Origin of the sequence: Chryseobacterium sp. ZHDP1 (genome assembly GCF_018603435.1) — a bacterium.
In the GTDB taxonomy this organism is placed as follows: Bacteria; Bacteroidota; Bacteroidia; order Flavobacteriales; family Weeksellaceae; genus Chryseobacterium; species Chryseobacterium indicum.
Window position 1 is genome coordinate 4,691,111 of record NZ_CP075682.1, and the last position, 25,174, is coordinate 4,716,284.

A 25,174-nucleotide genomic window follows, 5' to 3' on the forward strand; every position below is an offset into this window, starting at 1 on the left:
ACAACACGAGATATAATTTTATCAGAATCGGGTTATTGGTGTCAGGATTTGTAGCTATGTTTGATAGTATTGCTTAGATGCTTTCAGCAGGACAAATACAACGTTCAGATAAGTTTGATGAAAACTTTGCAGTTTACCATTTAACTTTCTATATTCGTTTTTAACTGTAAAAATGTGCTGATTTTTTTATAAATTTAAATCAATGACAAAAAATGAAACCATTAAGAACTGGATCGATCAGTATTCCGGGCAGTTGCTGAGAAGAGCTGTTTATCTGCTGTCGGATAGAGTGGAGGCGGAAGATATTGTTCAGGAGGTTTTTATCTCTGCTTTTTCGTTATACGAATCTTTTGAAGGGAAAAGTCAGCCTTTAACGTGGTTAATGACGATTCTAAACAGAAAGGTTGCCGATTTTTACCGCAAAAAATACAAATCGGAACCACAGATAAGTTTGGATCATTTTTTTGATGAAACCGGATCGTGGAAAAATGACGATGTGCTGAATGACTGGAATGCTGAAAATAAAGAAACAGAACTTTTAGACGATACAGATTTTAATACAACATTGGAGGATTGCCTGGAAGAATTGCCCGTTCGGTGGAAACTTCCAATGAAAATGTATTATCTTCAAGAAAAAAAAGCACCCGAAGTAAGTCAGGAACTGAATATTTCTACGACTAATCTTTGGAAGATTCTGCAGAGAGGCAGAATGCAGCTCAGAGAATGTCTGGAATTTAACTGGTTTGCTCAATTATAAATGCTTTTAAAATGTTAAAAAAACTAATCCATATCTTATTTTTACCATGCAGTGAAGCAACCATGCTCATGGAAAAAAGAAACGCAGGTACTATTTCTTCAAAAGAGAATCGAAAACTTTCCATGCATCTGAAAATCTGTAAATGGTGCAGAGCTTATAAAGAAAAGCTGGAAATTTTAGATGAAATTTTAAAAAGAAAACTTTTTAATGAAGAAAAAAGTAAAATTCATGATTCTGAAATTCAGGATTTTAAAGAAAAAGTGATTAAAAAATTAGATATTTAAGAAATTTTTTGTCAGGATTTTGAAAACGTTCCGACTATACTTTTGAAAATAATAAAGTATTAACTCAAAATCTTAAAAAATGAACGGAACTACACTTAAAATCGATAACGAAAACCTTGCCGGAAAAGCAGGGTATTACCTCTCACTTTTCGGAGCTGCCATCATTCTGCTCTGGATCGGAATTTTCAAATTCACACCCACAGAAGCGAACGCGATAAAACCTTTGGTAGAAAACCATTTCCTTACTTTTTTCGTATATAATATTGTAAGCATTCAGGCAGTGTCTAATGCTATCGGAGTGATAGAAATTATCATTGCATTACTTTTAATTTTTAGTGTGAAATTTGCATCACTCAGAAAGTACGCCGCCATCGGAATGATCGTTACCTTCCTTACTACTTTAAGCTATTTATTTACAACTCCGGGAGTTTGGAAAATAGTGGACGGAGTTCCGGTAACAGATTTTTTCATCATAAAAGACCTGATGCTTTTAGGATTTGGATTAATGATTTTAAATATAAAAAAATGAATAACAAGATAAAAATGAAAAACATACTAATTCTACTCAGTGTGGTACTGGGAATAGCAGTTTTTGCGACAAGCTGTGGAGATGCCAGACAAAAATCCACAGACACAAAAAAAGAAAATGAGACCATTATGGACAACAAAAATGTAAAAGAAATTTATTTTGCAGGAGGATGTTTCTGGGGAACCGAGCATTTTTTTCAGCAGATTCGCGGAGTGGTAGGAACAGAAGTTGGCTATGCCAACGGAAATAAAAAGAATCCTACATATGAAGAAGTAGTAAGTCATACTACAGGTTTTGCCGAAACCGTAAAAGTGAAATACGATCCTGAAGTTGTAGATTTAAAACTATTAATTGATCTGTATTTTAAAACCATAGATCCTACAAGCATCGACAAACAGGGAAATGACAGAGGAAACCAATACAGAACGGGAATTTATTCCACAGACAAAGAAACGGAAGCGATCGTAAAAGCTGAAGTGGAAAAACTGGCTAAAAATTACAGCAAACCAGTCGTGGTGGAAACCATTCCTTTAAAGAATTTCTATAAAGCGGAAGATTATCATCAGGATTATCTGGATAAAAATCCGGGAGGTTACTGCCACATCGAACCGGGATTGTTTGAAATGGCAAGAAACGCCAATCCGCCAAAAAAAGATACAAAAGGAAGTAACGAAACCAAATATCAGAAGCAGGATAAAAAGGTTTTAAAAGAAAAACTGACTGCCGAACAGTATAACGTAACTCAGGAAAACGGTACAGAAAGAGCTTTCCAGAACGAATACTGGGATGAAACCAGAGAGGGGATTTATGTAGATATTACCACAGGAGAACCTTTGTTTATCTCCACCGATAAATTCGAATCCGGTTGCGGATGGCCAAGTTTTTCTAAGCCGATTACCAAAAAATTAATCGAAGAGAAGTTAGACCGTTCTCACGGAATGATAAGAGTGGAGGTGAGAAGTAAAACAGGAGATGCGCATTTGGGACACGTTTTCAATGACGGTCCCGCAGACAAAGGCGGACTTCGTTACTGCATCAATTCAGCTTCCCTGAAGTTTATTCCGAAAGCGGAAATGCAGGAAAAAGGTTATGGAGAATATATTTCTCTACTTGATAAAGATAAAAAGTAAGTGTTAAGTGAAGAGGTGATTGAAGGGGCTGTCGAAAGGCAGCCTTTTTATGTTTATACTTTAAATTGAGTATCCCGTCATTCAGAAAGGAGCGGAACGGAGTGGAGCGCATTGAAGAATCTATCAGAGTTTTAGCTGAAGTCTTTCTTTAATGCTAAACATGGAAATATTTAAAAACAGTAGAAATCCAAAGATGATGTAATACGTTTGTTGAGGAACATGATTAATAAATGTTTCTGGCTTTAAAAAATTCAATGAGATTTTCTTTTCGTGATGCTCGCCTCCTACAACTCCTCCACAAATAGCTTCTCTTTCTACAGCCTTCGGATCTTTGTACATATGAACAGCAAAAAAATGATTGGTTTTTTCAACATCAACCCCATAGGATTCCTGTTTTGCCATCTTCATTGCATCAATTAAAGCGATAAAATCCTGATAATTATTTTTATCTCCAATTACAAATTCAATTCCGGTTTCTTTTTCATTTCTTGCCTGAAGTTTTTTTAATTCGGAGACATAATATGGCTGATTCTGAAGTGCGGTATTGGGCTTTACAACAATCTTTTTGTAATTCCATTTTCTGTAAGGTTCAAAAGTATTCAATGAATTTTCCTTTCCTTTTTTTAGTTTAGCGGGAAGTCCCAGATCCATCACGGTGTATTGTTCATGAGTTCTTTGGCTACCGTAATACCAGAATAAAACAGGAATCAGCAAAGCACTGATCAGTCCCGGAAAATAATAGATCTTTCTCATGCAAATGTTCTTTTAGTTTGAAGATTTTCCTTAATGCTGAACATGGAAATATTTAAACAGTAGAAATCCAAAAATAATGAAAAAAGCTTCTTTTGGAAGTTTGAAAAATTTATCCTTAAAAGTTGGTTCTGCATAAGTATAAATTGCATCATTACACAGAAGGCATTCAACTTCTTTTGCGTTTGGATCCTTATAATAATGAACTGCAAATACATGCCCTGTTTTTTCTATATCAAAAGCATAAGTGTCCTGTTTTGCAATTTCCATATCATTTAGTAAAGAAGCAAAGTCTCCGTAAGTATTATTCTTATCCAGAATGAACTCAATTCCTGTTTCTTTTTGATTTCTTTTCTGAAGAGCTTTCATTTCCGAAACATACAAGTTAGAATTTTCTTTAGCTGTATTAGGATTAACTTTTATCTGTTTATAGTCCCAGTTTCTCAAAGGCTCAAAGCTATATAGATAATTATTACCTGTAAGCTTCGCTGGAAGTCCTATGTCCATAACACGCAGATTAGCTTCTTCAAGTTTCACATTCCCATAATACCAGAACAAAACAGGAATCAGCAAAGCACTGATCAGTCCCGGAAAATAATAGATCTTTCTCATGGTTATAATTTAATTTCATCTGAATGAAAATTTTAAGCCAAAAAACAAAAAAAGTGATCCGTAAAAACGAACCACTTAAAAAAATAATCTGAATATATTGTGTTGAATGTTTCAAATCAATTACCAGTCCTTCTTTCTGAGAATCCAGTACGACCCGAAAATAAAAATCGCACACCAAACCAGGCACGCAAACAAGCTTTCGGTAGGGTAGTGGAATTCGTATTTTCCGCCAAAGATTTGCGCCGCTTTTAAACGCATCATCGGATTGGGAATAAGGCTTGACATACTTTCCAGCGGAAAAAGATGACTGATGAAGAAATCGTCTTTCATAATCTTTAATCGTTCCGCTTCCTGTGTTCCTCTTACTTTTGTAAAAACTTCTATGGTAGATAAAATACTTTCTGCAATCCACAAAACAAAGAATGCAAGAAAAACAAAGACCGATTTTCTCAATAAAACCGAAAGAAACATCAGAAAACAGAAAAACGTAAACAGCTTTACAAAGTAGTTGCCAATAAAGAAAACCTCTTCAAAAACTTTCCCAGATTCTGTTGTATCAGAATATTGATACCCTAAAAACATGGTAATTGCAAAAACGATAACCGTAGAAATAATTGTGAAAATGCTTATCGTTAACAATTTAGAGCTGATGAATTCCTTTCTGCTTAAACCGTCAATCATATTCTGCTTAAACATCCGGTTGCTGAATTCCTGCGAAATCGAAAAAACAATGATTAATCCTAAGAAAATCTTCAGCAAAGCAACAATCCATGTTGTAAAATTCCAGATTCCCGGAAAATTATAAATTCCCTGCTCTTTCAAATTAATCTTTCCTCCGAAAGCATCAAAATCTACCAGTCCGACGAAAAGCAAAGTAATAAGAATCGCAAAATATAAGATCGTAAAAACCTTAAACGGTCTGTAGCTCAGGTTTTTGTAATATTCTAGTTTTAGTAATTTCAGCATGATTATTTTGTGTTTTTTACAAGTTCAAGGAATTGAGATTCAAGAGACAGTTTTTTCTTCGTTAAATGAGACAGGAAAATCCCTTTTTCAGCCAGTTTCTGGTTTAGCGCCGAAGCCGAAATAGAAGCATCATCACGAATTTGTGCTTTTAAAATTTCACCTTCCTGCTTCACCGCAGTAAACCATTGCAGTTCATTCAGTGCATTTAAAAGCAATGTATTGTTGTCTGCTTTTAATTCAAAATAACCATTATTGGCGGTCATTTCGTCCACCCTTCCGCAATAGATGGAATTTCCCTCCTTCAAAACAATTACATGACTGCATATCTTTTCAATTTCATCAAGAAGGTGACTCGCAATGATAATCGTAATGCCCTGTTTTGCAATATTATTAATGATATCTCTGATCTGGATAATTCCTTCAGGATCAAGACCGTTTGTCGGCTCATCCAGAATAAGAACCTCCGGATTGTTCAGCATCGCCGAAGCAATCGCAAGACGCTGTTTCATTCCCAGAGAATACGTTCGGAAAGAATCCTTTTTTCTTTCCAGAAGATTAACCGTTTTCAGCACTTCATCAATTCTGGAATAAGGCGTTCCTTTAATTTCGGCAACAATTTTAAGATTCGTCTCCGCATTCAGATAAGGATAAAAATTAGGCTGTTCTATAATCGCCCCGATTTTTTTCAGCGTATCCGGATCAGTTCCTTTCTTTCCAAACCAGTACCATTCTCCGCTTGTAGGGTTAATCGTAGAAAGCAGCATCCCGAAAGTGGTGGATTTTCCGCTTCCGTTCGGTCCTAAAAGTCCGTAAACATTCCCTCTTTCCACATCAAAGGAGATATTGTTTACCACGATTTTCTTGAATTTTTTAGTCAGATTCTTTACTGATAAAATTTTTTCCATGTAATTTGTTTTACATAGTAGTAGTGTATATAATTCATGTTTTGTTACAAATTATATCATCAATCCGTAAAATTTAATTTCTAAAAACATTAAATTTGATAGAACTAATAGGGAATTATGAAGTTAATTGAACTGGCAAAAGAACTTAATGTTTCAGCCGAAGCGATCAAACAGTTTATTCAGGATTTTGATCTTGAGCTTACAGAATGCATAAGCACAAATTTTGAAGTAAAAGAGTATTTTGAAAAGTTTGCGCGCGAAAACATCGAATTTTTAAAGCTTTACGAAAAAGATCTGGACAAAACGAAAACACTGGAACAGATTGCGGAAACCATCAATCAGCCCAAAGAAAAAATAGAAAAAGCCATTAAAGAAGCCGATCCGAATATTTTTGACAACGGTTTCTTCAAATCTTCCATTTCAAGCTACGGAATCGATAACAAACTGGGCGGAAATTATCAGTTTGTCTACGATTATTTCGGGCATAAAACCAGCCTCCAAAAAAGAGATTTTATTGGCTACAGAGATCTGTTCTTCTATATTTCAGGAGTTTTGGAACCATTTTTAAATCCGCAGCAGATTAAAGACTGGGGAATCAACAAGCCTGCCGGAATTATTCTGTACGGACCTCCCGGAAGCGGAAAGATTTTCTGGGCGAATAAAATTGCGGAAATTATCGGCTATCAATTTAAAGAAGTTAAAAAACATTACCTCGGAACTTCCTTTGTAGACGGAACGCAGACCAATTTCAGTGATTTTCTTGCGACGGTAATGAAAGAAGAAAAAATACTGATGTTTCTGGATGATTTTGATGACATTATGATGTCCCGAAAAGCTGAAAATAATGTCGCTTCCTGTAATCTGGAAACGCAGGAACTTATTCTGCATTATATTTCGAAATTTGAGCAGGAAAATCTTCTGATGGTAGGTTCGGCAAACTCAGTTTCCGACATCAATGAAGAAATTCTGGCTCCCGGAAGATTTGATGTGATGATCCCTGTTTTTCCGCCTAATCTTGCGGAAAGATCTGAAATCATTTTATATGCCATGACGAAAAATCTGGAGAAGGATTCTTTGCTGTTTAAGATTTTAAAAAACAACAAAGCTGATAAAATTCCTTTCTGGAACGAGGTTTCTTCACAAATGAAAGTATTCAGCAATACGATGCTGATTGATTTTACCCAAAGTCTGAAAAAAAGAATTAAAAACGAATATCAGAAAACGCGGAACGAAAATTTAAAGATCGATCACAAACTTTTGAAAGGGGCTTTAAGAGATGCGGCAGCGAAACTGACGGAAGAATATCTGGATCAGATTGCGAGATTTTTAGCAGATGCGATCATCAATAATTTCGATCAGTTCCAGCAGAGAATTCAGAATCTTAAAAAAGAACTGGATACTTATAAAGCAGTTGAAGAACCAAGAAGAATCATCGGATTTCATCATAACGGCGAAGAAGAGGGAAGTCAGGGATAGAAAGGTGAATTCTCTTTGTTTGTGAATTTTGCGTTGCAAGTCAACTGTCAATTTTTATAATATTATGACTCAGAATGAAAAAAAAAATTCACAAGCGAAGAGAATTGACTATTCACAATTTACCATAAAAATAGCTTATGAACAGCATCTGGGAACTTGAAACTTTTTACAAAAAACGCGAAGTTATTACTATCGGAGCCGGTTTTACGGGACTTTGGACCGCAATTTCCATTAAGGAAAAATATCCCGAAAAATCTGTTTTGATCATTGAGCGAAATGCTGTTCCGATGGGCGCTTCCACGAGAAATGCAGGATTTGCCTGCTTCGGAAGTCTAACGGAAGTGATTGCCGATTCTGAAAAAATGGGCTGGAAAAAAACACTAGACCTTGTAAAGATGAGGTTTGACGGTTTGCAGAAAATTCAGCATTATTTTAAAAATTCTGAAATAGATTTTGATCTGAATGGCGGTTTCGAGATTCTTAATGAAGATGAACCTTTACAAAAACTAGATGAAGTAAATCAGAAGCTGAAATCCATTACCAATGTTGAAGAAACCTATTTTTTAAGCCAGCATAAAATTCAGGAATTCGGTTTGGGAAAATCTCAATATCTCATTGAAAATCCGTGTGAAGGAAGTTTGCATTCCGGGAAACTGCTTCAAAAATTACTGGAAAAGTGTCACGAATTAAAGGTTGAATTTCTTTTCGGAACCGAAGTTGAAAATATCACAGAATATCCGGATCAAATTGAAGTTCATCTTTCAAAAAATCTTTCTGTGAAGGCAGGTCAATTAATACACTGTACCAATGCTTTTGCTTCAAAATTTTTAGAGAAAGAAGAAATTATTCCGGCTCGAGGACAGATTATTTTAACTGAACCGATTGAACATCTGAAATTAAAAGGAACATTCCATTATGATGAAGGTTTTTATTATTTCAGAAATCTCGGAAACCGGATTTTACTCGGAGGCGGAAGAAATCAGGATTTTAAAACAGAAGAAACCACATCTTTTGAAACCACAGAATTCTTACAAAGTCATTTAGAAAACTTTTTAAAAGAAGTGATATTACCAGATCAGCATTTTGAAATCGCTCATCGCTGGTCAGGAATTATGGCAATGGGAACCGAAAAAACTCCGATTGTAAAACAACTTTCAGAAAGACAGTTTTGTGCAGTCCGCCTTTCGGGAATGGGCGTTGCGCTGGCTCCGAAAATCGGAGAGATTGTAGCGGAAATGATCTAATTTCAGTCACATTAGTTTTATTACTTTAAAGTAAAAAAATCAATTAAGAAGAAAATCAAAGATTTTCAGAAACTAATGTGTTCTTCTCTACGATACGAAAGATTTAAAATCTCAGGTGACTGATGTGTTTAAATTTTGAATTAACTAAGAATATCAACATATAAACTGAAGGTGTATTTCAGCAGAAATCTGTACTAATTCGCGAAATCTGCGGGACAAAAATTTGCACTCATAATTTTATCCGTATTTTTGCAAAAAATAAACAATCGTGATTAACAGCGACCAGATAAAAGAAATTCAGTCAAGAATTGATGATTTACATAAATATCTTCAGATCGATAAAAAGAAGATAGAAATTTCTAATGATGATGAAAAAACAGCAGCTCCTGGTTTTTGGGACAATCCTAAAGAAGCTGAAGGATTTCTGAAGCAACTTCGTTCCAAAAAGAAGTGGGTAGAAGCGTATGATGAAATCAATACCCAGTTTGAAGATCTACAGGTTTTAGTGGAATTTGCGAAGGAAGATCCTGATTCTGAAAAAGAACTGGACGAAACTTTCCCTCAACTGGTAGAAAAAATCGAAGATCTTGAGTTCAAGAATATGCTTTCCAATGAAGGGGATGAACTTTCTGCGGTTTTACAGATCACGGCAGGAGCAGGAGGAACAGAAAGCTGCGACTGGGCTTCAATGCTGATGAGAATGTATACTATGTGGGCGGAAAAACAAGGGTATAAAATCCGTGAACTAAACTTTCAGGAAGGGGATGTTGCGGGAGTAAAGACCGTAACGCTGGAAATTGAAGGAGAGTTTGCATTCGGCTATTTAAGAGGAGAAAACGGAGTTCACCGTCTGGTAAGAATTTCGCCTTTCGATTCCAATGCGAAGCGTCATACGAGTTTCGTTTCGGTGTATGTGTATCCTTTGGTGGATGATACCATTGAAATCAACATCAATCCTGCCGATATTTCATTTGAAACGATGAGATCTTCCGGAGCAGGAGGTCAGAACGTAAACAAGGTAGAAACGGCGGTTCGTCTTCGTCACGCACCTACAGGAATCATCATTGAAAACTCAGAGTCGCGTTCCCAGCTTCAAAATAAGGAAAAAGCAATGCAGTTGCTTCGTTCGCGATTATACGAAATGGAACTGGAAGAGCGTATGAAAGCCCGTAACGAGATCGAAGCCAATAAAATGAAGATCGAGTGGGGAAGCCAGATCCGAAACTACGTTATGCATCCTTATAAACTGGTAAAAGATGTGCGTTCCGGATTCGAAACTTCGGATGTGGATTCTGTAATGAACGGAAACATTACTCCATTCCTGAAAGCTTTCCTGATGGCGGATGGAACGGCAGTTTCAGATGATGATATGGAATTGTAGCATGATGTTTAAATTTCGTTAAAATCTTATAATTAATTTCCGATTGACGTTTATTAATCCTATTTTTGTTACTTATCAAAATGTATGGAAGATTTCAATAGCTGGAAAGATTTATTAAATCCGGAGTTTTATATCAAGCTTGGAGGATTTTGGCTCATTCTGTTTATCATTTTCGCCGAAACAGGTCTTTTTGTAGGATTTTTTTTACCGGGCGATTCATTGCTTTTCGTTTCTGGAATTTATTCAATTGATATCATCAGAGAGACTTTCGGCTCCACAGGGAGCGATTTTTTCGATACATTTATCTTAGCGGCATCAGTTTCTCTGGCAGCTATTATAGGGAATGAAATAGGTTACTATTTTGGGAGAAAGACAGGTTCTGCTTTATACAAAAAAGAAGATACATGGCTTTTTAAAAAGAAATATCTTTATCAGGCGCACGATTTTTTCGAGAAAAACGGAGCTTTGGCAATTATCATGGCGAGATTTTTACCGGTGGTAAGAACATTCACCCCGATCGTTGCAGGAATTGTAAAGATGGATAAAAAGGCATTTTTAAGAGATAATGTTATCGGAGCGGTTCTATGGTCGTTTTTATTGATTTTTGCGGGACATTATCTGGATAAATTATTCATCGATCAGTTTGGAATTGATCTTAAGAAAAAATTAGAACTGATTATCATTGTGATTGTTCTGATAACAACAGTTCCGGTTATTATCAAATTTTTATTCGGAAAGAAACAGGACTTCTCCAAGTATGAAAATCATAATTTTGATGAAGAAGACAACTAAGAATTCATTTTTAAATATATTTAACCCGCTTATCTGAGCGGGTTATTTTTTTGCTGAATCATTATAGATTCTTCTTAGAAGGATAAGGAGATATTACAAAACCAGTTCTTTAGTTATTTATCAGATTAATTTTTAATCCACTCCAGAATATTGGGATAAATGATACTGTCTCTTTTTTTCTTACTAAAAAATCTTGGCGCATGACCTGTATTTTCCATAAAAATAAATTTATGCGGTATATTTTGAGCCGTTAAAGCAGAATCTAAGGCAATTCCCTGTTTCGGACTGACTAAAAAATCCTGATTTCCCTGAAAATGGAGGGTAGGAACATTCGAAATATGGGCAATCGGACTGGCTTTTTTAAATTCTTCAGACAAGTTTCCACGCGTGAATTTTGTTCCCACCACTTTTTGGACGGTTGGCGAAGAATATTTGGAGTAAAATGAATTCAGGTATTCCGGAGAATAAAAATCTGTGGGTCCGCTTAAGGAAATGATCTTTTTTACTTTATCAGGATTTTGATAACCATACAGCAAAGCAAGATGACCTCCTGCACTTTCTCCCAGAAGAATATAATTGTTAGGCTGAAGTTCTGCTTTCTGCGCCAGTTCGTTGAATTTGGCAATCACCGAATTAATGTCTTCAAGCTGTTCGCGGTACGTGATTTTTTTTGATTTTGAAACCAGCCGGTAATTCATATTAATGGTCGGAATATTATTTTTAAAAAGCATTTTCTGAATCTGGATCATGTGTTCTTTTTTGCCCAGAGTCCATGCTCCGCCATGAATTAATAAAACAACGGGAGAATTTTCAGGATAATCCGAAGGAAGAAAGATGTCTGCTTTCTGCCTTTTATGTTCGCCATATTTCAGATTGTAAATTTTCTGTTCGTTATTTGTTCCCACCCAGACTTTAAATTTTCTCGTATTGCATGAAGTCAGAATAAAGCCAATTAACCCTAAAACAAAGAAATGGTAACGAAGAATCAGCTTTTTCATAGAATAAAAGTACAGAAAATTAAAATTTAAAAATTAATAATACCAGAAATTTTATTTTTTGTTATGAATTCCATTCCATATACCCGAAAAGAAAATGGTTGTTTTTACACAATAAAGTTTTTCCTCCCGAAGCAAATAAACTTTCTCCCTGAAACCATGTTCGTAAATAATTTCTTCGGGAGAATATTCCCGACTGCATTTTTTACATAATATTGAATGAAAATCTTTACGAATCATTATTTTAATTGAAAAAGATTGTACATATTGATTTTTTTCTGCAAAATCAATATCTGTTTTTGCTTCCGAAAGTAATTTCCGTAAACGGGTGATATTTTGATATTCAATATGTCTTGGGGCATCATGAGGTAATTTTTTGCCATACTTATGATGGATTTCCATTTCATCATCATAAACTTCTATCAGCTTTTCAGTTTCAATCTTCACTTTTGAAACAATTTCACTGCTGTTGTTTTTTACATCGAAAGTATAATATAACATGGTAATGCTTAGATATTAAAGGCAAAATCAGAATTCGCCGTGTAATTTTCATAGTTTTTTGATGATTATCACTAATATACAAATTATGAGGAATACAATTTGATATACAGATTTAAAATAATTAATCTTAATTAACTACGCGATAAATAAGTTTAAATAAAGCTCGGTCAGTCATAAGAAAAACCGAATTAAATAATTATTTTTGCCCTTTAACAAACATTAAAAAAACATTAAAATTTTATGGCATCTGGTTTTTTTGCGATCTTGGATGATATTGCTGCATTAATGGATGATGTAGCAGTTACAAGTAAAATAGCAACTCAGAAAACGGCAGGAATCTTAGGGGATGATCTCGCTGTAAATGCTGAAAAAGCGACTGGTTTCCTTTCTTCGAGAGAACTTCCGGTACTTTGGGCGATCACAAAAGGATCTTTCATCAACAAACTTATTATTCTTCCGATTGTTTTTCTGCTAAACTGGCTGTATCCGCCTGCCATTAATTATGTTTTGATTTTGGGAGGTCTGTATCTTGCTTTTGAAGGGGTAGAAAAAATTATAGAATTTCTGTTTCACAGGGATAAAAAGGGTCATGAAGTGGTAGAAGAGGCGGAAGAAGAAGATCTGAATTCTGAAGAAACCGAAAAGGCAAAGATTAAATCAGCAATTACCACGGATTTTATTCTGTCTATTGAAATTGTAATTATTGCTTTAGGAACGGTTTTGGAGGAAAGTCATCCTTTTATTACCCAGATTCTGGTAACTTCGTTGGTGGCTTTTATTGCAACAGTAGGAGTTTACGGAATTGTAGCTTTAATTGTAAGAATGGATGATGCAGGATTTAAACTGATCAGAAAAAGTAACGATAAAGGAATTATCGGAAAACTGGGACATCTTCTTGTAAAAGCTTTACCAATAGTTATAAAAGCTTTAGGAGTGATCGGAACGATTGCCCTGATTATGGTTGCCGGAGGAATTTTTGCTCACCGAATAGAATATTTTCACCATATTTTACCATCATGGTCTTCAGATAAAATACTTACGGTTCTTAAAGAAGTGATTCTTGGACTTGCAGGAGGATTGCTTGCCGTGGCTGTTTTCACAATCGGAAAAGCACTGTTCTCTTTAGTGAAACGCGCATAGAAAATTGATCGATAATAGTAAAAATTCGCGGCTTCTACGAAGCCGCGAATTTTTTTATTTCAAAGATAATTTAATTACCTAGTTCAGATCATAATTCATGATCACGAGTCTCAGAATAAAATGCACATAATCCTGGTCTGCGTTTTTTCTGTTGATCAGATGATTTTTATATTCATACGATTTCAGAACAGAAAGCAGTTGTTTGTAAGTCTCAAGATCTTCATTTTTGATCTTTACTCTCATGTTTCCGTCTCTTCTTTCTACGATTTTGTCATCCAGCGTTCTTACTTTAAATAAAACCTCGCATGATTTTTTAGCAGGTCCGAAATATCTCTCAACAATATTAATCTTGAATGCATCAAAAGTAATCATATTGAAAATAAGATTTGCCGTAGATTCTGGTGTATGGAGTTGAAGCTTGTAGTTCATGTGAAATTTTTACAATACGTACAAATATGTACAGGTTTTTAATTTAAAGTAGTTTAAAATTCAAAAAAGAGACTTTTCAAAGAAAGCCTCTATAAATATAGTTAATTGAAAAGATCTTTCACCTTATCGAAGAAAGTTTTTTCTTTGCCGGATGGTTCCGCAACCATTTCTCCGCTGTTCATCTGCTTTTCGAAGAAATCTTTTTGATCTTTTGTCAGCTTTTGCGGAGTCCATACATTGATGTGGATAAACATATCTCCTTTTCCGTAACTGTCGATGCTTGGAAGACCTTTTCCTGCTAATCTCAGAATTTTTCCGGATTGTGTTCCTGCATCCACCGTAATTTTTACTTTTCCGCCAACTGTCGGTACTTCTTTTTTCGTTCCCAAAGCTGCTTCAGCAAATGAAATGTACAATTCCTGATGAAGATTATCGCCTTCTCTTTTGATTACTTTATCAACTTCCTCTTCGATAATCACCAGTAAATCTCCCGGAATTCCGCCGAAAGGAGCATCATTACCTTTTCCTCTTACATTAAGCTGAATACCGTCTCTTGCTCCCGCCGGAATATTGATCGTAACTTCCTCTTCATCTTTAATCAATCCCTGAGCATTGGCACCCGCAGGAATTTTATCTGCCACTTTTCCGATTCCCTGACACGTTCCACAGGTTGTCTGTGTCTGCATCTGTCCGAACATTGTATTCATTACCTTAAGCTGTACACCGGAACCGTTACAGGTAGGGCAGGTTTTTGAAGTGGCACCTTCTGCCATCTTCATTTTCTTTACTTTAATTGTTTTCTGCGTTCCGTTCACCATTTCATCAAGATTCAGCTTAATTCTGATTCTTAAATTAGAACCTTTTACCTGCTGACGACCACCGCCGCCACCGCCGAATCCTCCGAAACCGCCACCGAAAATATCTCCAAACTGACTGAAAATATCTTCCATGTTCATTCCGCCACCGAAACCGCCTCCTCCGAAGCCTCCGTTTCCGCCCATTCCTGCGTGTCCGAACTGGTCATATCGTGCACGCTTCTGTTCGTCGCTCAGAACTTCGTAAGCTTCTGCAGCTTCTTTAAATTTTTCTTCCGCTTCTTTATCGCCCGGATTTTTATCAGGGTGATATTTAATGGCCATTTTACGGTATGCTTTCTTTATTTCGTCGGCTGATGCAGATTTGCTGATCTCAAGAACCTCGTAATAATCTCTTTTTGACATCTTTATATGAGTAATTAGTAATGAATAATGAGTAATATCAAAAATTGCTTATTACCCATCACTTATTGCTTATGTTAATTTCCTGTAACTACTTTTGCAAAACGGATCACTTTTTCTCCTAAAGTGTATCCTGTTTCAATAACATCCACGATTTTTCCTTTCAAATCTTCTGACGGAGCAGGAATCTGCGTGATCGCTTCGTGGAAATCCACATTAAAGCTGTCTCCCGCTTTTACTTCCATTGCTTTCAGTCCTTTTTCTGTTAGTTTATTTTTGAACTTGTTGTAAATTAATTCAACACCTTGCAGATCAGCAGGATTTCCGTTCTTCGCGATTTCTTTAATCGCTCTTTCAAAATCGTCCAATACGCCCAGCATAGAAATCATCATATCCTGATTTGCATACTGGAAAAACTCCATTTTTTCTTTGCCCGTTCTTTTTTTATAGTTTTCGAATTCCGCGTACAGTCTGATGTAACGATCCTTTTCTTCTGCCAAAAGTTCCTCTGCTGTCGGTTTTGCTGTCACATTTTCTTCAGTTGCCGCTTCGTTCTGAATATTCGTATCTTCTTGATTATTGATGCTTTCTTCGTTAATATCCTGATTTACCATAATTCAATCTTTATTTTCCTTTTTATTCACAAACATTCTGCCAAAGAAAAAAGCGTGACATTTCGTCAGATTTTGAGTTTTTGTTGTAATTTATATGGAGCGCAAAAAAATTCCCTTCTCTTTAGACTCGGCAAAATTTTGTAAAAATTTTTGATGGGGTTGTTCTAAAAATTACTTAAACTACAGTTATTTTTCTTGTTTTTTAAGAAGCTTTTTCCCGCTTTGCGCACTCGCTATTTTCTGTGTTTTGGCTGCGGCGGCGAAGCCGCAGCCAAAACACAGAAAATGAGCTCAGACAAAGCTTCAATCGGGGCTAGAGTTGAAGTCGTGTTTTAAATATTGGGAATCTGTTATTTGAAAAATTTAACATCATTACAAATATCAGATTTGAAAAAATTAATAATTGTCCAAAATTTGTCATCATTGAAAAGCTTTGAGTTCTTGCTAAGTAGAACGGCTTTGTGAACTTAAAATATACATGAGTCTTTAAAAAAAACTTTGAGGACTTTACGTCAAAGAATAAGTACGATCATTAATGAAGTATGTACAAAAAAATTACGGTTACTTAATATAAAAAGAAAATAATTTTGGTACAGAACTATTTCCCAAAAAATGTCTGATACAGAAGATAAAGATTCAAAATGATAATAATAAATGAAATAATCCAGACACAGATTTTCAGGAAAGGTTTGTTGACGAATTCGCCCATTTTACCTTTATCACTCGTAAACATAACAAGCGGAACTACGGCAAAACTCAACTGCATCGAAAGGATAACCTGACTTAAAACCAATAGATCGGTAGTTCCTTCTTCACCGTAAAGAATAGCAACAATAAGAGCGGGAATTACAGCAATTAGTCTCGTGATCAGTCTTCTCAACCATGGTTTTAATCTGATGTTCAGAAAACCTTCCATTACAATCTGTCCGGCAAGCGTTCCGGTAAGCGTAGAATTTTGTCCCGAAGCAAGCAAGGCAATCGCAAAGGCAATACTTGCCATCGAAGCCCCTAAAATTGGAGTCAGCATCTTATAGGCATCATGAATGTCGGCAACATTTTTATTCCCTGTAATATGGAAAGTTGCCGCTGCCAGAATAAGAATTGCGGCATTGATAAAAAAGGCAAGCATTAAAGAAACCGTGCTGTCTAAAGTAGCAAATTTGATAGCCTCTTTTTTACCTTCTCGTGTACGCTCGTAATCACGGGTCTGAACAATGCTGCTGTGTAAATACAGATTGTGGGGCATCACGGTAGCGCCTAAAATTCCGATCGCAATATAGAGCATTGCAGGATTCTGAATGATTTCCTTTTGTGGAATTAAACCATCCAAAAGTTCATTAACGGCTGGTTTGGAAATAACCAATTCATACACAAAACAGGCGAGAATAATAAAAATCAGTCCGCCCACAATACTTTCGATCCATCGGAAACCTTTTGCCTGAAGCAGAAGAATGAAAAGAACATCAATAGTCGTAATAACAATTCCCCAGGTAAGAGGAATATGGAAAAGTAAATTTAATGCAATCGCAGAACCTATTACTTCCGCAAGATCACACGCTGCAATGGCAATTTCACAGAAGACCCAAAGAATAAAATTGGTGGTCGGGCTAAAATGATCTCTGCAAGCCTGCGCCAAATCTCTTTCCGCAACCACTCCTAATTTCACAGACAGATGCTGCAAAACCATTGCAAAAATATTTGAAATTAAAATTACAGAAAGCAGAGTATAGCCAAACTGCGCTCCTCCGGCAATATCTGTTGCCCAGTTTCCGGGATCCATGTATCCAACGGCAACCATCAGTCCGGGACCTGCAAACGCAAGATACTTTCTCCAGAAACTTGCGTTTTTAGGAACTTTTACCGAAGAATATACTTCGGATAGTGAATGAGATGTTTTATCTTTTCGCCAGGCGGATTTTAATTTCAGATTCATAAATGTTAGAAATGACTAACAAATATAATTAAATAAATGAAAACAGAGAATACCGGAAAACAAAAAATCCCGAAAAATTTCCGGGATTCTGATTTATGTTTTAAAGATTATTTTGTAAATCGTACAGACATTTTTCTGTCAACGGCCCTTTCTTCATTAGAAGCAGATGCGTCTACGGTTGCAAACTGGCTTCCATATCCGTCTGCTCCGGTCACCTGTGGTCCTACTCCCTGTTTTTCAAGCCATGTCTTAATATAGTTGGCTCTGTCTGCAGAAAGCTTAAGATTTTTGGCTTCGTCTCCGGTTTTATCTGTATAACCGCCAATTTTTATTTTTGCATCAGGATATGCTTTTAAAATAGCTACTAAATTCTGAAGCTGTCCTTCAGATCCTGCTTCAAGTTCTGTAGCGCTTCCCAATTTAAAGTTTACATGGTCAAAATTATACCACGTTTTCTTTAAAGCAGCATCATCTTTAGCATTCTTATAACCACCGGATTTTAAGAAAGCAATCATATTGTCTTCCATTCCTCCTTTATACCCTTTTAAGGAAACACCGTTTAAATCAATATTCTCATCAACTTTAGCGTTTGCAGACTTCATTGAAGCTGTATCCGATTTTTTAGCGTTTACCGTATCTGTAACCACTTTGCCGGAGTCTGTCATAGTAGTGGTTGTTGTGGTCTCTTTTTTATCGCACTGCTTCCAGATGAAGTAACCTACAGCGATTAGAAGCAATAATGGAAGAAGCCATTTCCAGATAGAACCTCCGCCATCATTATTGTTTCTGTCCGGAAAAGTTCCGTTAGGAGCTGTACTTCTGGTAACTTCAATTTTGGGTTCTTCCTGAGCAGGAGCTTTTATTGCATCGCCGTCATTATCAAATTTGTATCTGGCATCCCAGTCTCCCATATTTAAAGAAGCCAGAGAAAGTCCGGCAGGTAATAATGAAGAAATAACTCCTTTCTGGTCACCAAGTAAATTTGAGATTCCTGATTTATCCAGATTATTATCAGCGGCATATTTTCCAATAGAACCTAAAGTTGCTCCTGTAACTAAATTTAAAAGAGAACTTGAAGAATTATTGCTGATCCCTGCATAAGAAGCAATACCATTTACTAAACCGCTCAGTTTATCGCCGAAAATTAAAGACAGTAAACTTGAAATGATCGAATTGTTGGAAGAACCACCCATCAGATTACCCAAAATTCCATTGGAAGAAGCTCCTGAAATTGCATCCAAAACGGCAGGATTATCTGAATTGTTTGCTAAACCTCCCACAACGGCAGGCAATAAACCTCCGATTGCTTTTGAAATGGCAGACTCACTTTCCCCAAACTGTGATGCAGCCTGAGACACTAAAGCAGGACCTACTTGTCCTTTAATTAAATCAATAACATTTAAAGACATAATAAATTTATTTTAAAGATTAATGTTGTAATAAATTTAAACAAAAAATAGTCCACTTATTGATTTTAAAAAAAAATCTGCAAAAATTCCTGAAATTTTTGCAGATTTAATAATTTTTTATGTTAAGTCTTAATATGCTTTTGCGAATAAAACACGTCTTTTAGATGGTTTTCCGGAAATTAAAGAAACACCTTCTTCAATATCATCGTCCAAAGGAATACATCTTATCGTTGCTTTGGTTTCATCCTTAATTTGTTCTTCTTCTTCAGCCGTTCCGTCCCAATGTGCATAGATGAATCCTCCTTTTTCTTCCAGAACTTTTTTGAATTCTTCGTACGTATCTACTTTCGTAATATTGTTTTTTCTGAATTCAAATGCTTTGTTGTAGATATCCTGCTGAATAGTTTTCAATAATTCTTCAATGTAAGTATCTAAACCATCAATAGAACGGACTTCTTTTGTTAAATTATCTCTTCTTGCAATTTCCACAGATCTGTTTTCAAGATCTCTTGGTCCCATTGCAATTCTTACTGGTACACCTTTTAATTCATATTCTGCGAATTTCCAGCCCGGTTTGTTCTGAGTATCGTTATCAAATTTTACAGAAATTCCTTTTGCTCTCAATTTAGCCTGAATATCTAAAGCAACTTCGCTGATCTGTGCCAATTGTTCTTCACCTTTAAAAATAGGAACAATCACAACCTGAATCGGAGCCAGAGTAGGAGGAAGCACCAATCCGAAATCATCGGAGTGTGTCATAATCAAAGCCCCCATCAAACGGGTTGAAGTTCCCCACGATGTTGCCCATGCATGTTCAATTTTACCTTCTTTATTGGTGAATTTCACATCAAAAGCTTTTGCGAAATTCTGTCCTAAAAAGTGAGACGTTCCTGCCTGTAAAGCTTTTCCGTCCTGCATCAATGCTTCAATACAATAGGTTTCGTCTGCTCCGGCAAATCTCTCTGAAGGCGTTTTCAATCCCTGAATCACAGGAATTGCCATAAAGTTCTCTGCAAAATCTGCATATACTTTATTCATTTTTTCAGCTTCTTCAATTGCTTCATCTTTTGTAGCGTGAGCAGTATGACCTTCCTGCCACAAAAATTCTGCTGTTCTTAGAAAAAGACGGGTTCTCATTTCCCAACGGACAACATTCGCCCACTGGTTGATTAATATAGGTAAATCTCTGTAAGACTGGATCCAGTTTTTATAAGTGTTCCAGATAATTGCTTCAGAAGTAGGACGTACAATAAGTTCTTCTTCCAGTTTAGCGTCCGGATCTACAATAAGCTTGGAAGGATTATCGGGATCTGTTTTCAATCTGTAGTGGGTAACAACCGCACATTCTTTAGCAAAACCTTCTGCATTTTTTTCTTCAGCCTCAAACAAGCTCTTGGGCACAAAAAGCGGGAAATAAGCATTAACGTGACCTGTTTCTTTGAACTTTTTGTCCATTTCGTCACGCATTTTTTCCCAGATTGCATAGCCGTATGGTTTAATCACCATGCATCCTCGTACTCCTGAGTTTTCAGCTAAGTCGGCTTTTACCACCAACTCATTATACCATTTGCTGTAATCTTCGCTTCTTGAGGTTAATTTTGCCATTATTTTTTTTAATTTTTTTAACTTTTTTATGTTATTGTTATCTAAAAATAAAAATCTATTTTTGATAGATTTTTATAACCGTGTTTTGGTACATTTTTAGTACAGATTGCAAATATAATTTAAATTAAAAATTTTTACGTTATCATGAAAAAAAATATACATAAAAATTTACTAGGAATTTTAAGATCCAAAGGGATTTTAGCAATATCCGGTGGATTGTTACTTATGTCCTGCGGCGCTCAGATGGGCGGCTACAGCGAGACAGACGGTGTTTATTACGACCCGAATAAAGACACACTTCCTGAAGGGGTAATTATTAATGACAGAGGAAACAGGGTAGGAGAAGAATACAACTATTATCAGGATGATACCAATGTAATCCAGAATGCCGAAGCAAATGCTAAGGAAGGGAGATACAGCGACTGGAATAACTACAACTGGAATACCACAGCTACAGATTCAGACTGGGGAAGCTATGCAGGAAGCCAGACCAACTATTATAACAATTCCTGGGGATGGGGTTCTCCATGGGGATGGGGAGGATGGTATGGAGGCTATAATCCTTACTGGGGATATGGTGGCTATGGCGGCTGGAACATCGGACTTTCCTGGGGATGGGGAGGTTCCTGGGGATGGGGCTGGAATATGGGATGGGGATATTCTCCATACTGGAGCTACAATCCATATTGGGGTTGGGGTGGATATTACGGCAATCCTTACTGGGGTTACGGAGGATACTGGGGAGGAGGATATTATGCACCCATGTATAGAAGAAGCGGATCTAACGGCAGAGGCTTTAATTCATATAACGGTGGTTTTGCCAGCAAATATGGCGTAGGTTCCGGAGGTTTCAGAAGAAGCACCAACAATGCAGGCGGATTCAGAGATTCTAACTCGAATTACGGAGGTTTCAGAAATTCCGGCAACAGTGGAGGCTTCAGACAAGGAGACAGTAATGTGGGCGGTTTCAGAAATCAAAGTCAAAGCGGCATAAGATCTCAGGGAGGCTTTAGAAACCCGAATCAGAGTCAGCCAAGACCAAGCTACAATTATCCGCAACAATCGCAGCCAAGATACAATGATGGAGGTTTTAGAAATAACGGAGGCTTCAATAATTCCAACAGCGGAGGCGGCTTCAGATCAGGAGGCGGAGGCTTCGGTGGCGGAAGCGGTGGCGGCGGCGGATTCAGATCCGGCGGTGGCGGCGGAGGCGGTTTCCGAGGCGGCAGATAATTTTAAAAAGCAAAAACTATTCAAAAAATAATGTTAAAAAAATCTTTAGCAATAATGAGTATTTCTGCTGCATTTTTTGCGCAGGCTCAAGATGTTTCTGTGATTAGAAATACAGTGGATGTTTATTCTAATGCCCCGAATGTAGGTTCAGCTAAATTTAACGCAATGGCTGGCTCAAACGGAGCTTTGGGAGGTGATGCAAATTCGCTGCTTACCAATCCTGCGGGTTTGGGAGTAGCCATTTCAGGAGAAATTTCCGGAACATTATCTATCACCAATAACAAGAATACGTCTACTTATGCAGGTTCATCTTTCGGATACAGTGTCAACAAAGGAGATCTTGGGAACCTAGGAGCTGTAATGACGTTTCAGTTATTAAGTGAAAGTGCCTGGAAGTTTATCAATATTGGGGTTAATTATTCTAACCAGTCTATTGAAAATTATATTGAAACTCAGGGAAACAGTAATCTAGTATATGATTTTCCTGATGGTAAAAGTTCATCTTTCGGCAGACATGGCTACGACAGATATGGATATTTATCAAAAACAAGTGTTGGGGTAGGAGCAAACTACAACAATAACCTGTATCTGGGAGCAGGATTGAATTTCTTTAATTCTTCCATTGATCAATCGGATACAGCAATGTTCAATTCTTTGTCGGATGGAAGTTCAGAGTACTTCAGTAAGCAGAATACGCCATTCTATGAAAAAGGAAACGGTTTCTCGGCTTCATTGGGGGTGATCGGAAAATTAAGTCCTAATTTCAGATTGGGAGCAGCTTTAGAAACGCCTACTTTCTGGAATATAGACAGAAGCTACAACTTCTATAATGATCCGGTTTATGGAGATGATACTGCTGTTGAAAACAGAAAATTAACGACTCCTTTAAAGGCTACTGTGAGTGCTGCATTTATCGCGAGCAAGAGTTTTGCCCTGAACGTAGATTATACATTAGGTCTAACAAAGCCTAAATATAAAGTGTACGGAGATGCCGAAACCGAGCTGAACGACTTCTTTAAAGAAAATTACAAAAATCTGTCAGAAGTAAAGATTGGTGCGGAATACAGAGTTAAACAGTTCAGACTGAGAGGAGGTTATTCTTATGCTTCAAGCCCGTTTGATGCTTTAACGGTAGACAGATACTCGAATAATGGAAGTGTTGATAAAAATCAGTCATATAGTAATCTGATCTTAAACGACAGAAATGCTTTATCTGTAGGTTTAGGATATGATTTCAGATCATTCTATATTGATGCATCATATCAGAACGTTACTTCAAATTATACCAATCCGTTCTTATACGGTAAAGTAGACGGTAATTACGAAGCAGGATATTATTCTCCGAATCATTTAATCTCAAGTGATGCTTTCGCAGTGTCTGATGTAAAAAATGTAAGAAACAATTTCTTTATTACAGTAGGATGGAAATTTTAATTTCCTGAAACAATATACTATATAAAAAGCTCCGAATTTATTTTCGGAGCTTTTTTATTTTCATTAAGTTGATTACCTTAAGTTCGATATAATAAGATTGAAAATTAATTGACTATCAAACCACTGTATTTCATTAATTGTGTTAATCTTCGGTTCAATGTAAAGTTTTCAGATCAAAATTGACTTTAATAGAAATTTAATTAAATTTTGGTTAAAGCCTATTGATTTTTTTGTATTGTTTTTACATCGGATCCACGTTGTTTAGTGGTGATGTCCTATTGGTGCATGACTGTGAAAGAGATGCATGACTAAGGCTAATGAAACTCCTAAAATAACAAGTCCTATTTTCACCCAGTCGATGTTATGGTTCTTATTGCTTTCAAAGATAATTACCGAAGAAATATGAAGGAAAATTCCTCCTACAATAGCCAGAAAATAGGGCTGAAGATCAGGATTGAAATAATTTCCGAGCAGCATTCCCAAAGGTGAAGCAAGTGCAAAAAGTGCAACAATTAATAAGGACGGATAAGAGGGATTAGATTTCGATTCATCTTTTCGGTTAAACAAAAACGCGCCCAAAATGAACGATATCGGAAGATTGTGAAAAACAATTCCCAAGAGATAAGGTGACAATTCCTGTTCTTCGTTCGCCAAAGGAATTCCCTCTATAAAAGCATGAATGAAAAGCCCCACCATTAAAGCGACAGGCAGAATATTATGTTCGCTGTGATGATGAAAATGTCCGTGTTCAAAACCTTTGGTTAAAGCTTCAAGGATCATTTGCAGTAAAACACCGCCGATCACGAAAATGCCCAGACTTCCTCCCGTTTCTGAAGTATAGACTTCAGGAAATACTTCATTCAGACAAATGGTAATCAGAAATCCGGCACTTAAAATCAAAAGATTTTTTGCCAGCTTTTCTTTTTTACCGAAATGCTTTCCCAGAAAAACTCCTGTAATAACGCTTAAAACCAGTAAAAGTACGGTAATCATTATTTTTTCTTGAATAAATTAATGCAACGCAGAGAAGTTTCTTTGTTGAAATCGTTCAGCTGATAATCTCCCCAGATTTTTATTCTCTCAAAACCACATTCAGCTGCATAGGAATTGATCGCATCCAATGTGTGAAGTTTTACTTTTTCGAAGAAATGATACGGCTTTCCGTCTGCTTCAAATTGAATGTCCTTTACAATATGCCTGCCTTCAATTTTCTTTTTTATTTTAAACTCAATATCTCCGCGAACGGTGGTAGATTCCGGAACGATGCTTTTTCTTACATATTCTTCATTCAGATAATCCAAAACAAAATATCCGCCCGGTTTTAATGCATTATAAACCGACTGGAATACTTTTTTGTCATCATTCTCATTATCAAAATATCCGAAACTGGTAAAAAGATTAAAAACAGCGTCCATCGGATCTGCATCTATCGGGTTTCTCATGTCGTGAACATCGAAAAGCAAGGTCTGATTCTCAAACTGCTTATCGAATTCTATACTCTGTCTCGAAAGATCAAGTCCTAAAACATCATATCCGAGTTTATTAAGAAAAACCGAATGTCTTCCCTTACCACAAGCGAGATCGATGATTTTTGAGTTCGGCGGAAGCTGCAGTTCAGCAGTAAGTTTTGTGATGAAATTTTCCGCTTCTGTATAGTCTCTGTTGCTGTACAGTACATGATAATAAGGGGTATCAAACCAAGATTCAAACCATTCCATAATGCAAAAATAGTGTTTTTTGAGCGATTGTCTGCTGTCGCAAAGCTATGGTTTTTGTAGTTGCAGTGATTTGTATAAACTATAAACTGAGAACCAACAACTAAAATTGCTATTTTTGCA

The 25,174-nt window shown here is 36.4% G+C and carries 25 protein-coding genes; 11 read left to right on the plus strand and 14 right to left on the minus strand.

All coding sequences use genetic code 11. The features are described from left to right. Positions 1 to 202 precede the first annotated feature (202 nt). From KKI44_RS21740 to msrB, 4 genes are all read left to right on the plus strand, one after another. Positions 203 to 757: an RNA polymerase sigma factor gene (locus tag KKI44_RS21740; RefSeq protein ID WP_214589106.1), complete on the plus strand. Its 555-nt coding sequence runs from the start codon at positions 203 to 205 to the stop codon at positions 755 to 757. Between the two features lie 11 nt (positions 758 to 768). Further along, positions 769 to 1,041, plus strand: a complete 273-nt coding sequence (locus KKI44_RS21745; RefSeq protein WP_214589107.1) for a hypothetical protein — start codon at positions 769 to 771, stop codon at positions 1,039 to 1,041. 79 nt (positions 1,042 to 1,120) lie between these two features. Next, entirely contained in the window at positions 1,121 to 1,570 is a 450-nt protein-coding gene (locus KKI44_RS21750; protein WP_214589108.1) for a DUF417 family protein, read from the plus strand. Between the two features lie 14 nt (positions 1,571 to 1,584). After that, positions 1,585 to 2,700 (plus strand): peptide-methionine (R)-S-oxide reductase MsrB, encoded by a 1,116-nt coding sequence (msrB, locus tag KKI44_RS21755; protein ID WP_214589109.1) that lies wholly within the window; start codon positions 1,585 to 1,587, stop codon positions 2,698 to 2,700. Between the two features lie 123 nt (positions 2,701 to 2,823). Here the strand turns inward: msrB and KKI44_RS21760 are convergent, their stop codons facing one another. The 4 genes from KKI44_RS21760 to KKI44_RS21775 form a co-directional block, all read right to left on the minus strand. Next, a complete protein-coding gene (locus KKI44_RS21760) occupies positions 2,824 to 3,453 on the minus strand; it encodes a hypothetical protein (RefSeq protein WP_214589110.1) in 630 nt (209 codons plus the stop codon). 30 nt (positions 3,454 to 3,483) lie between these two features. Further along, complete coding sequence (locus KKI44_RS21765; RefSeq protein WP_214589111.1) at positions 3,484 to 4,062, minus strand: hypothetical protein; 579 nt, start codon at positions 4,060 to 4,062, stop codon at positions 3,484 to 3,486. Between the two features lie 120 nt (positions 4,063 to 4,182). Next, positions 4,183 to 5,028: an ABC transporter permease gene (locus KKI44_RS21770; RefSeq protein ID WP_214589112.1), complete on the minus strand. Its 846-nt coding sequence runs from the start codon at positions 5,026 to 5,028 to the stop codon at positions 4,183 to 4,185. A 2-nt stretch (positions 5,029 to 5,030) separates the two neighbouring features. Then, the gene (locus KKI44_RS21775) at positions 5,031 to 5,933 is read right to left on the minus strand and encodes an ABC transporter ATP-binding protein (protein WP_214589113.1); all 903 of its coding nucleotides are present in this window, start codon (positions 5,931 to 5,933) and stop codon (positions 5,031 to 5,033) included. Positions 5,934 to 6,050: 117 nt separating this feature from the next. On the opposite strand from KKI44_RS21775, the gene KKI44_RS21780 reads away from it, so the two are divergent. The 4 genes from KKI44_RS21780 to KKI44_RS21795 all read left to right on the plus strand — a co-directional run bounded on the left by KKI44_RS21780 (position 6,051) and on the right by KKI44_RS21795 (position 10,826). Beyond that, positions 6,051 to 7,409, plus strand: coding sequence for an AAA family ATPase (locus KKI44_RS21780; protein ID WP_214589114.1), 1,359 nt, complete (start codon positions 6,051 to 6,053; stop codon positions 7,407 to 7,409). A gap of 137 nt (positions 7,410 to 7,546) precedes the next feature. After that, positions 7,547 to 8,653: an NAD(P)/FAD-dependent oxidoreductase gene (locus KKI44_RS21785; protein ID WP_214589115.1), complete on the plus strand. Its 1,107-nt coding sequence runs from the start codon at positions 7,547 to 7,549 to the stop codon at positions 8,651 to 8,653. Between the two features lie 268 nt (positions 8,654 to 8,921). Further along, positions 8,922 to 10,034, plus strand: coding sequence for a peptide chain release factor 2 (gene prfB, locus KKI44_RS21790; protein WP_214589116.1), 1,113 nt, complete (start codon positions 8,922 to 8,924; stop codon positions 10,032 to 10,034). Positions 10,035 to 10,118: 84 nt separating this feature from the next. After that, on the plus strand, positions 10,119 to 10,826 hold the full coding sequence (locus tag KKI44_RS21795; protein WP_214589117.1) for a DedA family protein: 708 nt from the start codon (positions 10,119 to 10,121) through the stop codon (positions 10,824 to 10,826). Between the two features lie 125 nt (positions 10,827 to 10,951). On the opposite strand, the gene KKI44_RS21800 is transcribed toward KKI44_RS21795, so the two are convergent. Together KKI44_RS21800 and KKI44_RS21805 are read right to left on the minus strand one after the other, a co-directional pair. Continuing rightward, positions 10,952 to 11,824 (minus strand): alpha/beta hydrolase, encoded by an 873-nt coding sequence (locus KKI44_RS21800; RefSeq protein WP_214589118.1) that lies wholly within the window; start codon positions 11,822 to 11,824, stop codon positions 10,952 to 10,954. Between the two features lie 51 nt (positions 11,825 to 11,875). Beyond that, on the minus strand, positions 11,876 to 12,322 hold the full coding sequence (locus tag KKI44_RS21805) for a hypothetical protein (protein WP_214589119.1): 447 nt from the start codon (positions 12,320 to 12,322) through the stop codon (positions 11,876 to 11,878). Between the two features lie 240 nt (positions 12,323 to 12,562). Here KKI44_RS21805 and KKI44_RS21810 point away from each other — a divergent pair, with 240 nt between their 5' ends. Continuing rightward, the gene (locus tag KKI44_RS21810) at positions 12,563 to 13,462 is read left to right on the plus strand and encodes a DUF808 domain-containing protein (protein ID WP_214589120.1); all 900 of its coding nucleotides are present in this window, start codon (positions 12,563 to 12,565) and stop codon (positions 13,460 to 13,462) included. Between the two features lie 78 nt (positions 13,463 to 13,540). Here the strand turns inward: KKI44_RS21810 and KKI44_RS21815 are convergent, their stop codons facing one another. The 6 genes from KKI44_RS21815 to proS all read right to left on the minus strand — a co-directional run bounded on the left by KKI44_RS21815 (position 13,541) and on the right by proS (position 20,669). Next, positions 13,541 to 13,891: a prevent-host-death protein gene (locus KKI44_RS21815; protein ID WP_214589121.1), complete on the minus strand. Its 351-nt coding sequence runs from the start codon at positions 13,889 to 13,891 to the stop codon at positions 13,541 to 13,543. Between the two features lie 101 nt (positions 13,892 to 13,992). Continuing rightward, positions 13,993 to 15,111, minus strand: a complete 1,119-nt coding sequence (gene dnaJ / locus KKI44_RS21820) for a molecular chaperone DnaJ (protein ID WP_087709546.1) — start codon at positions 15,109 to 15,111, stop codon at positions 13,993 to 13,995. A 74-nt stretch (positions 15,112 to 15,185) separates the two neighbouring features. Next, on the minus strand, positions 15,186 to 15,722 hold the full coding sequence (locus KKI44_RS21825; protein WP_214589122.1) for a nucleotide exchange factor GrpE: 537 nt from the start codon (positions 15,720 to 15,722) through the stop codon (positions 15,186 to 15,188). A gap of 598 nt (positions 15,723 to 16,320) precedes the next feature. Next, entirely contained in the window at positions 16,321 to 17,655 is a 1,335-nt protein-coding gene (locus tag KKI44_RS21830) for an Nramp family divalent metal transporter (protein WP_214589123.1), read from the minus strand. A 107-nt stretch (positions 17,656 to 17,762) separates the two neighbouring features. Then, positions 17,763 to 19,064, minus strand: coding sequence for an OmpA family protein (locus KKI44_RS21835; RefSeq protein WP_214589124.1), 1,302 nt, complete (start codon positions 19,062 to 19,064; stop codon positions 17,763 to 17,765). A 129-nt stretch (positions 19,065 to 19,193) separates the two neighbouring features. Next, positions 19,194 to 20,669, minus strand: a complete 1,476-nt coding sequence (proS, locus tag KKI44_RS21840; RefSeq protein WP_214589125.1) for a proline--tRNA ligase — start codon at positions 20,667 to 20,669, stop codon at positions 19,194 to 19,196. A 144-nt stretch (positions 20,670 to 20,813) separates the two neighbouring features. On the opposite strand from proS, the gene KKI44_RS21845 reads away from it, so the two are divergent. Further along, positions 20,814 to 21,902, plus strand: coding sequence for a prolyl-tRNA synthetase (locus KKI44_RS21845; protein ID WP_214589126.1), 1,089 nt, complete (start codon positions 20,814 to 20,816; stop codon positions 21,900 to 21,902). A 30-nt stretch (positions 21,903 to 21,932) separates the two neighbouring features. Beyond that, a complete protein-coding gene (locus KKI44_RS21850) occupies positions 21,933 to 23,336 on the plus strand; it encodes an OmpP1/FadL family transporter (RefSeq protein WP_250902116.1) in 1,404 nt (467 codons plus the stop codon). A 261-nt stretch (positions 23,337 to 23,597) separates the two neighbouring features. Here the strand turns inward: KKI44_RS21850 and KKI44_RS21855 are convergent, their stop codons facing one another. Both KKI44_RS21855 and KKI44_RS21860 read right to left on the minus strand, forming a co-directional pair. Next, complete coding sequence (locus KKI44_RS21855) at positions 23,598 to 24,326, minus strand: ZIP family metal transporter (RefSeq protein ID WP_214591200.1); 729 nt, start codon at positions 24,324 to 24,326, stop codon at positions 23,598 to 23,600. A 2-nt stretch (positions 24,327 to 24,328) separates the two neighbouring features. Beyond that, a complete protein-coding gene (locus tag KKI44_RS21860) occupies positions 24,329 to 25,054 on the minus strand; it encodes an SAM-dependent methyltransferase (RefSeq protein WP_214589127.1) in 726 nt (241 codons plus the stop codon). Positions 25,055 to 25,174: the final 120 nt, after the last annotated feature.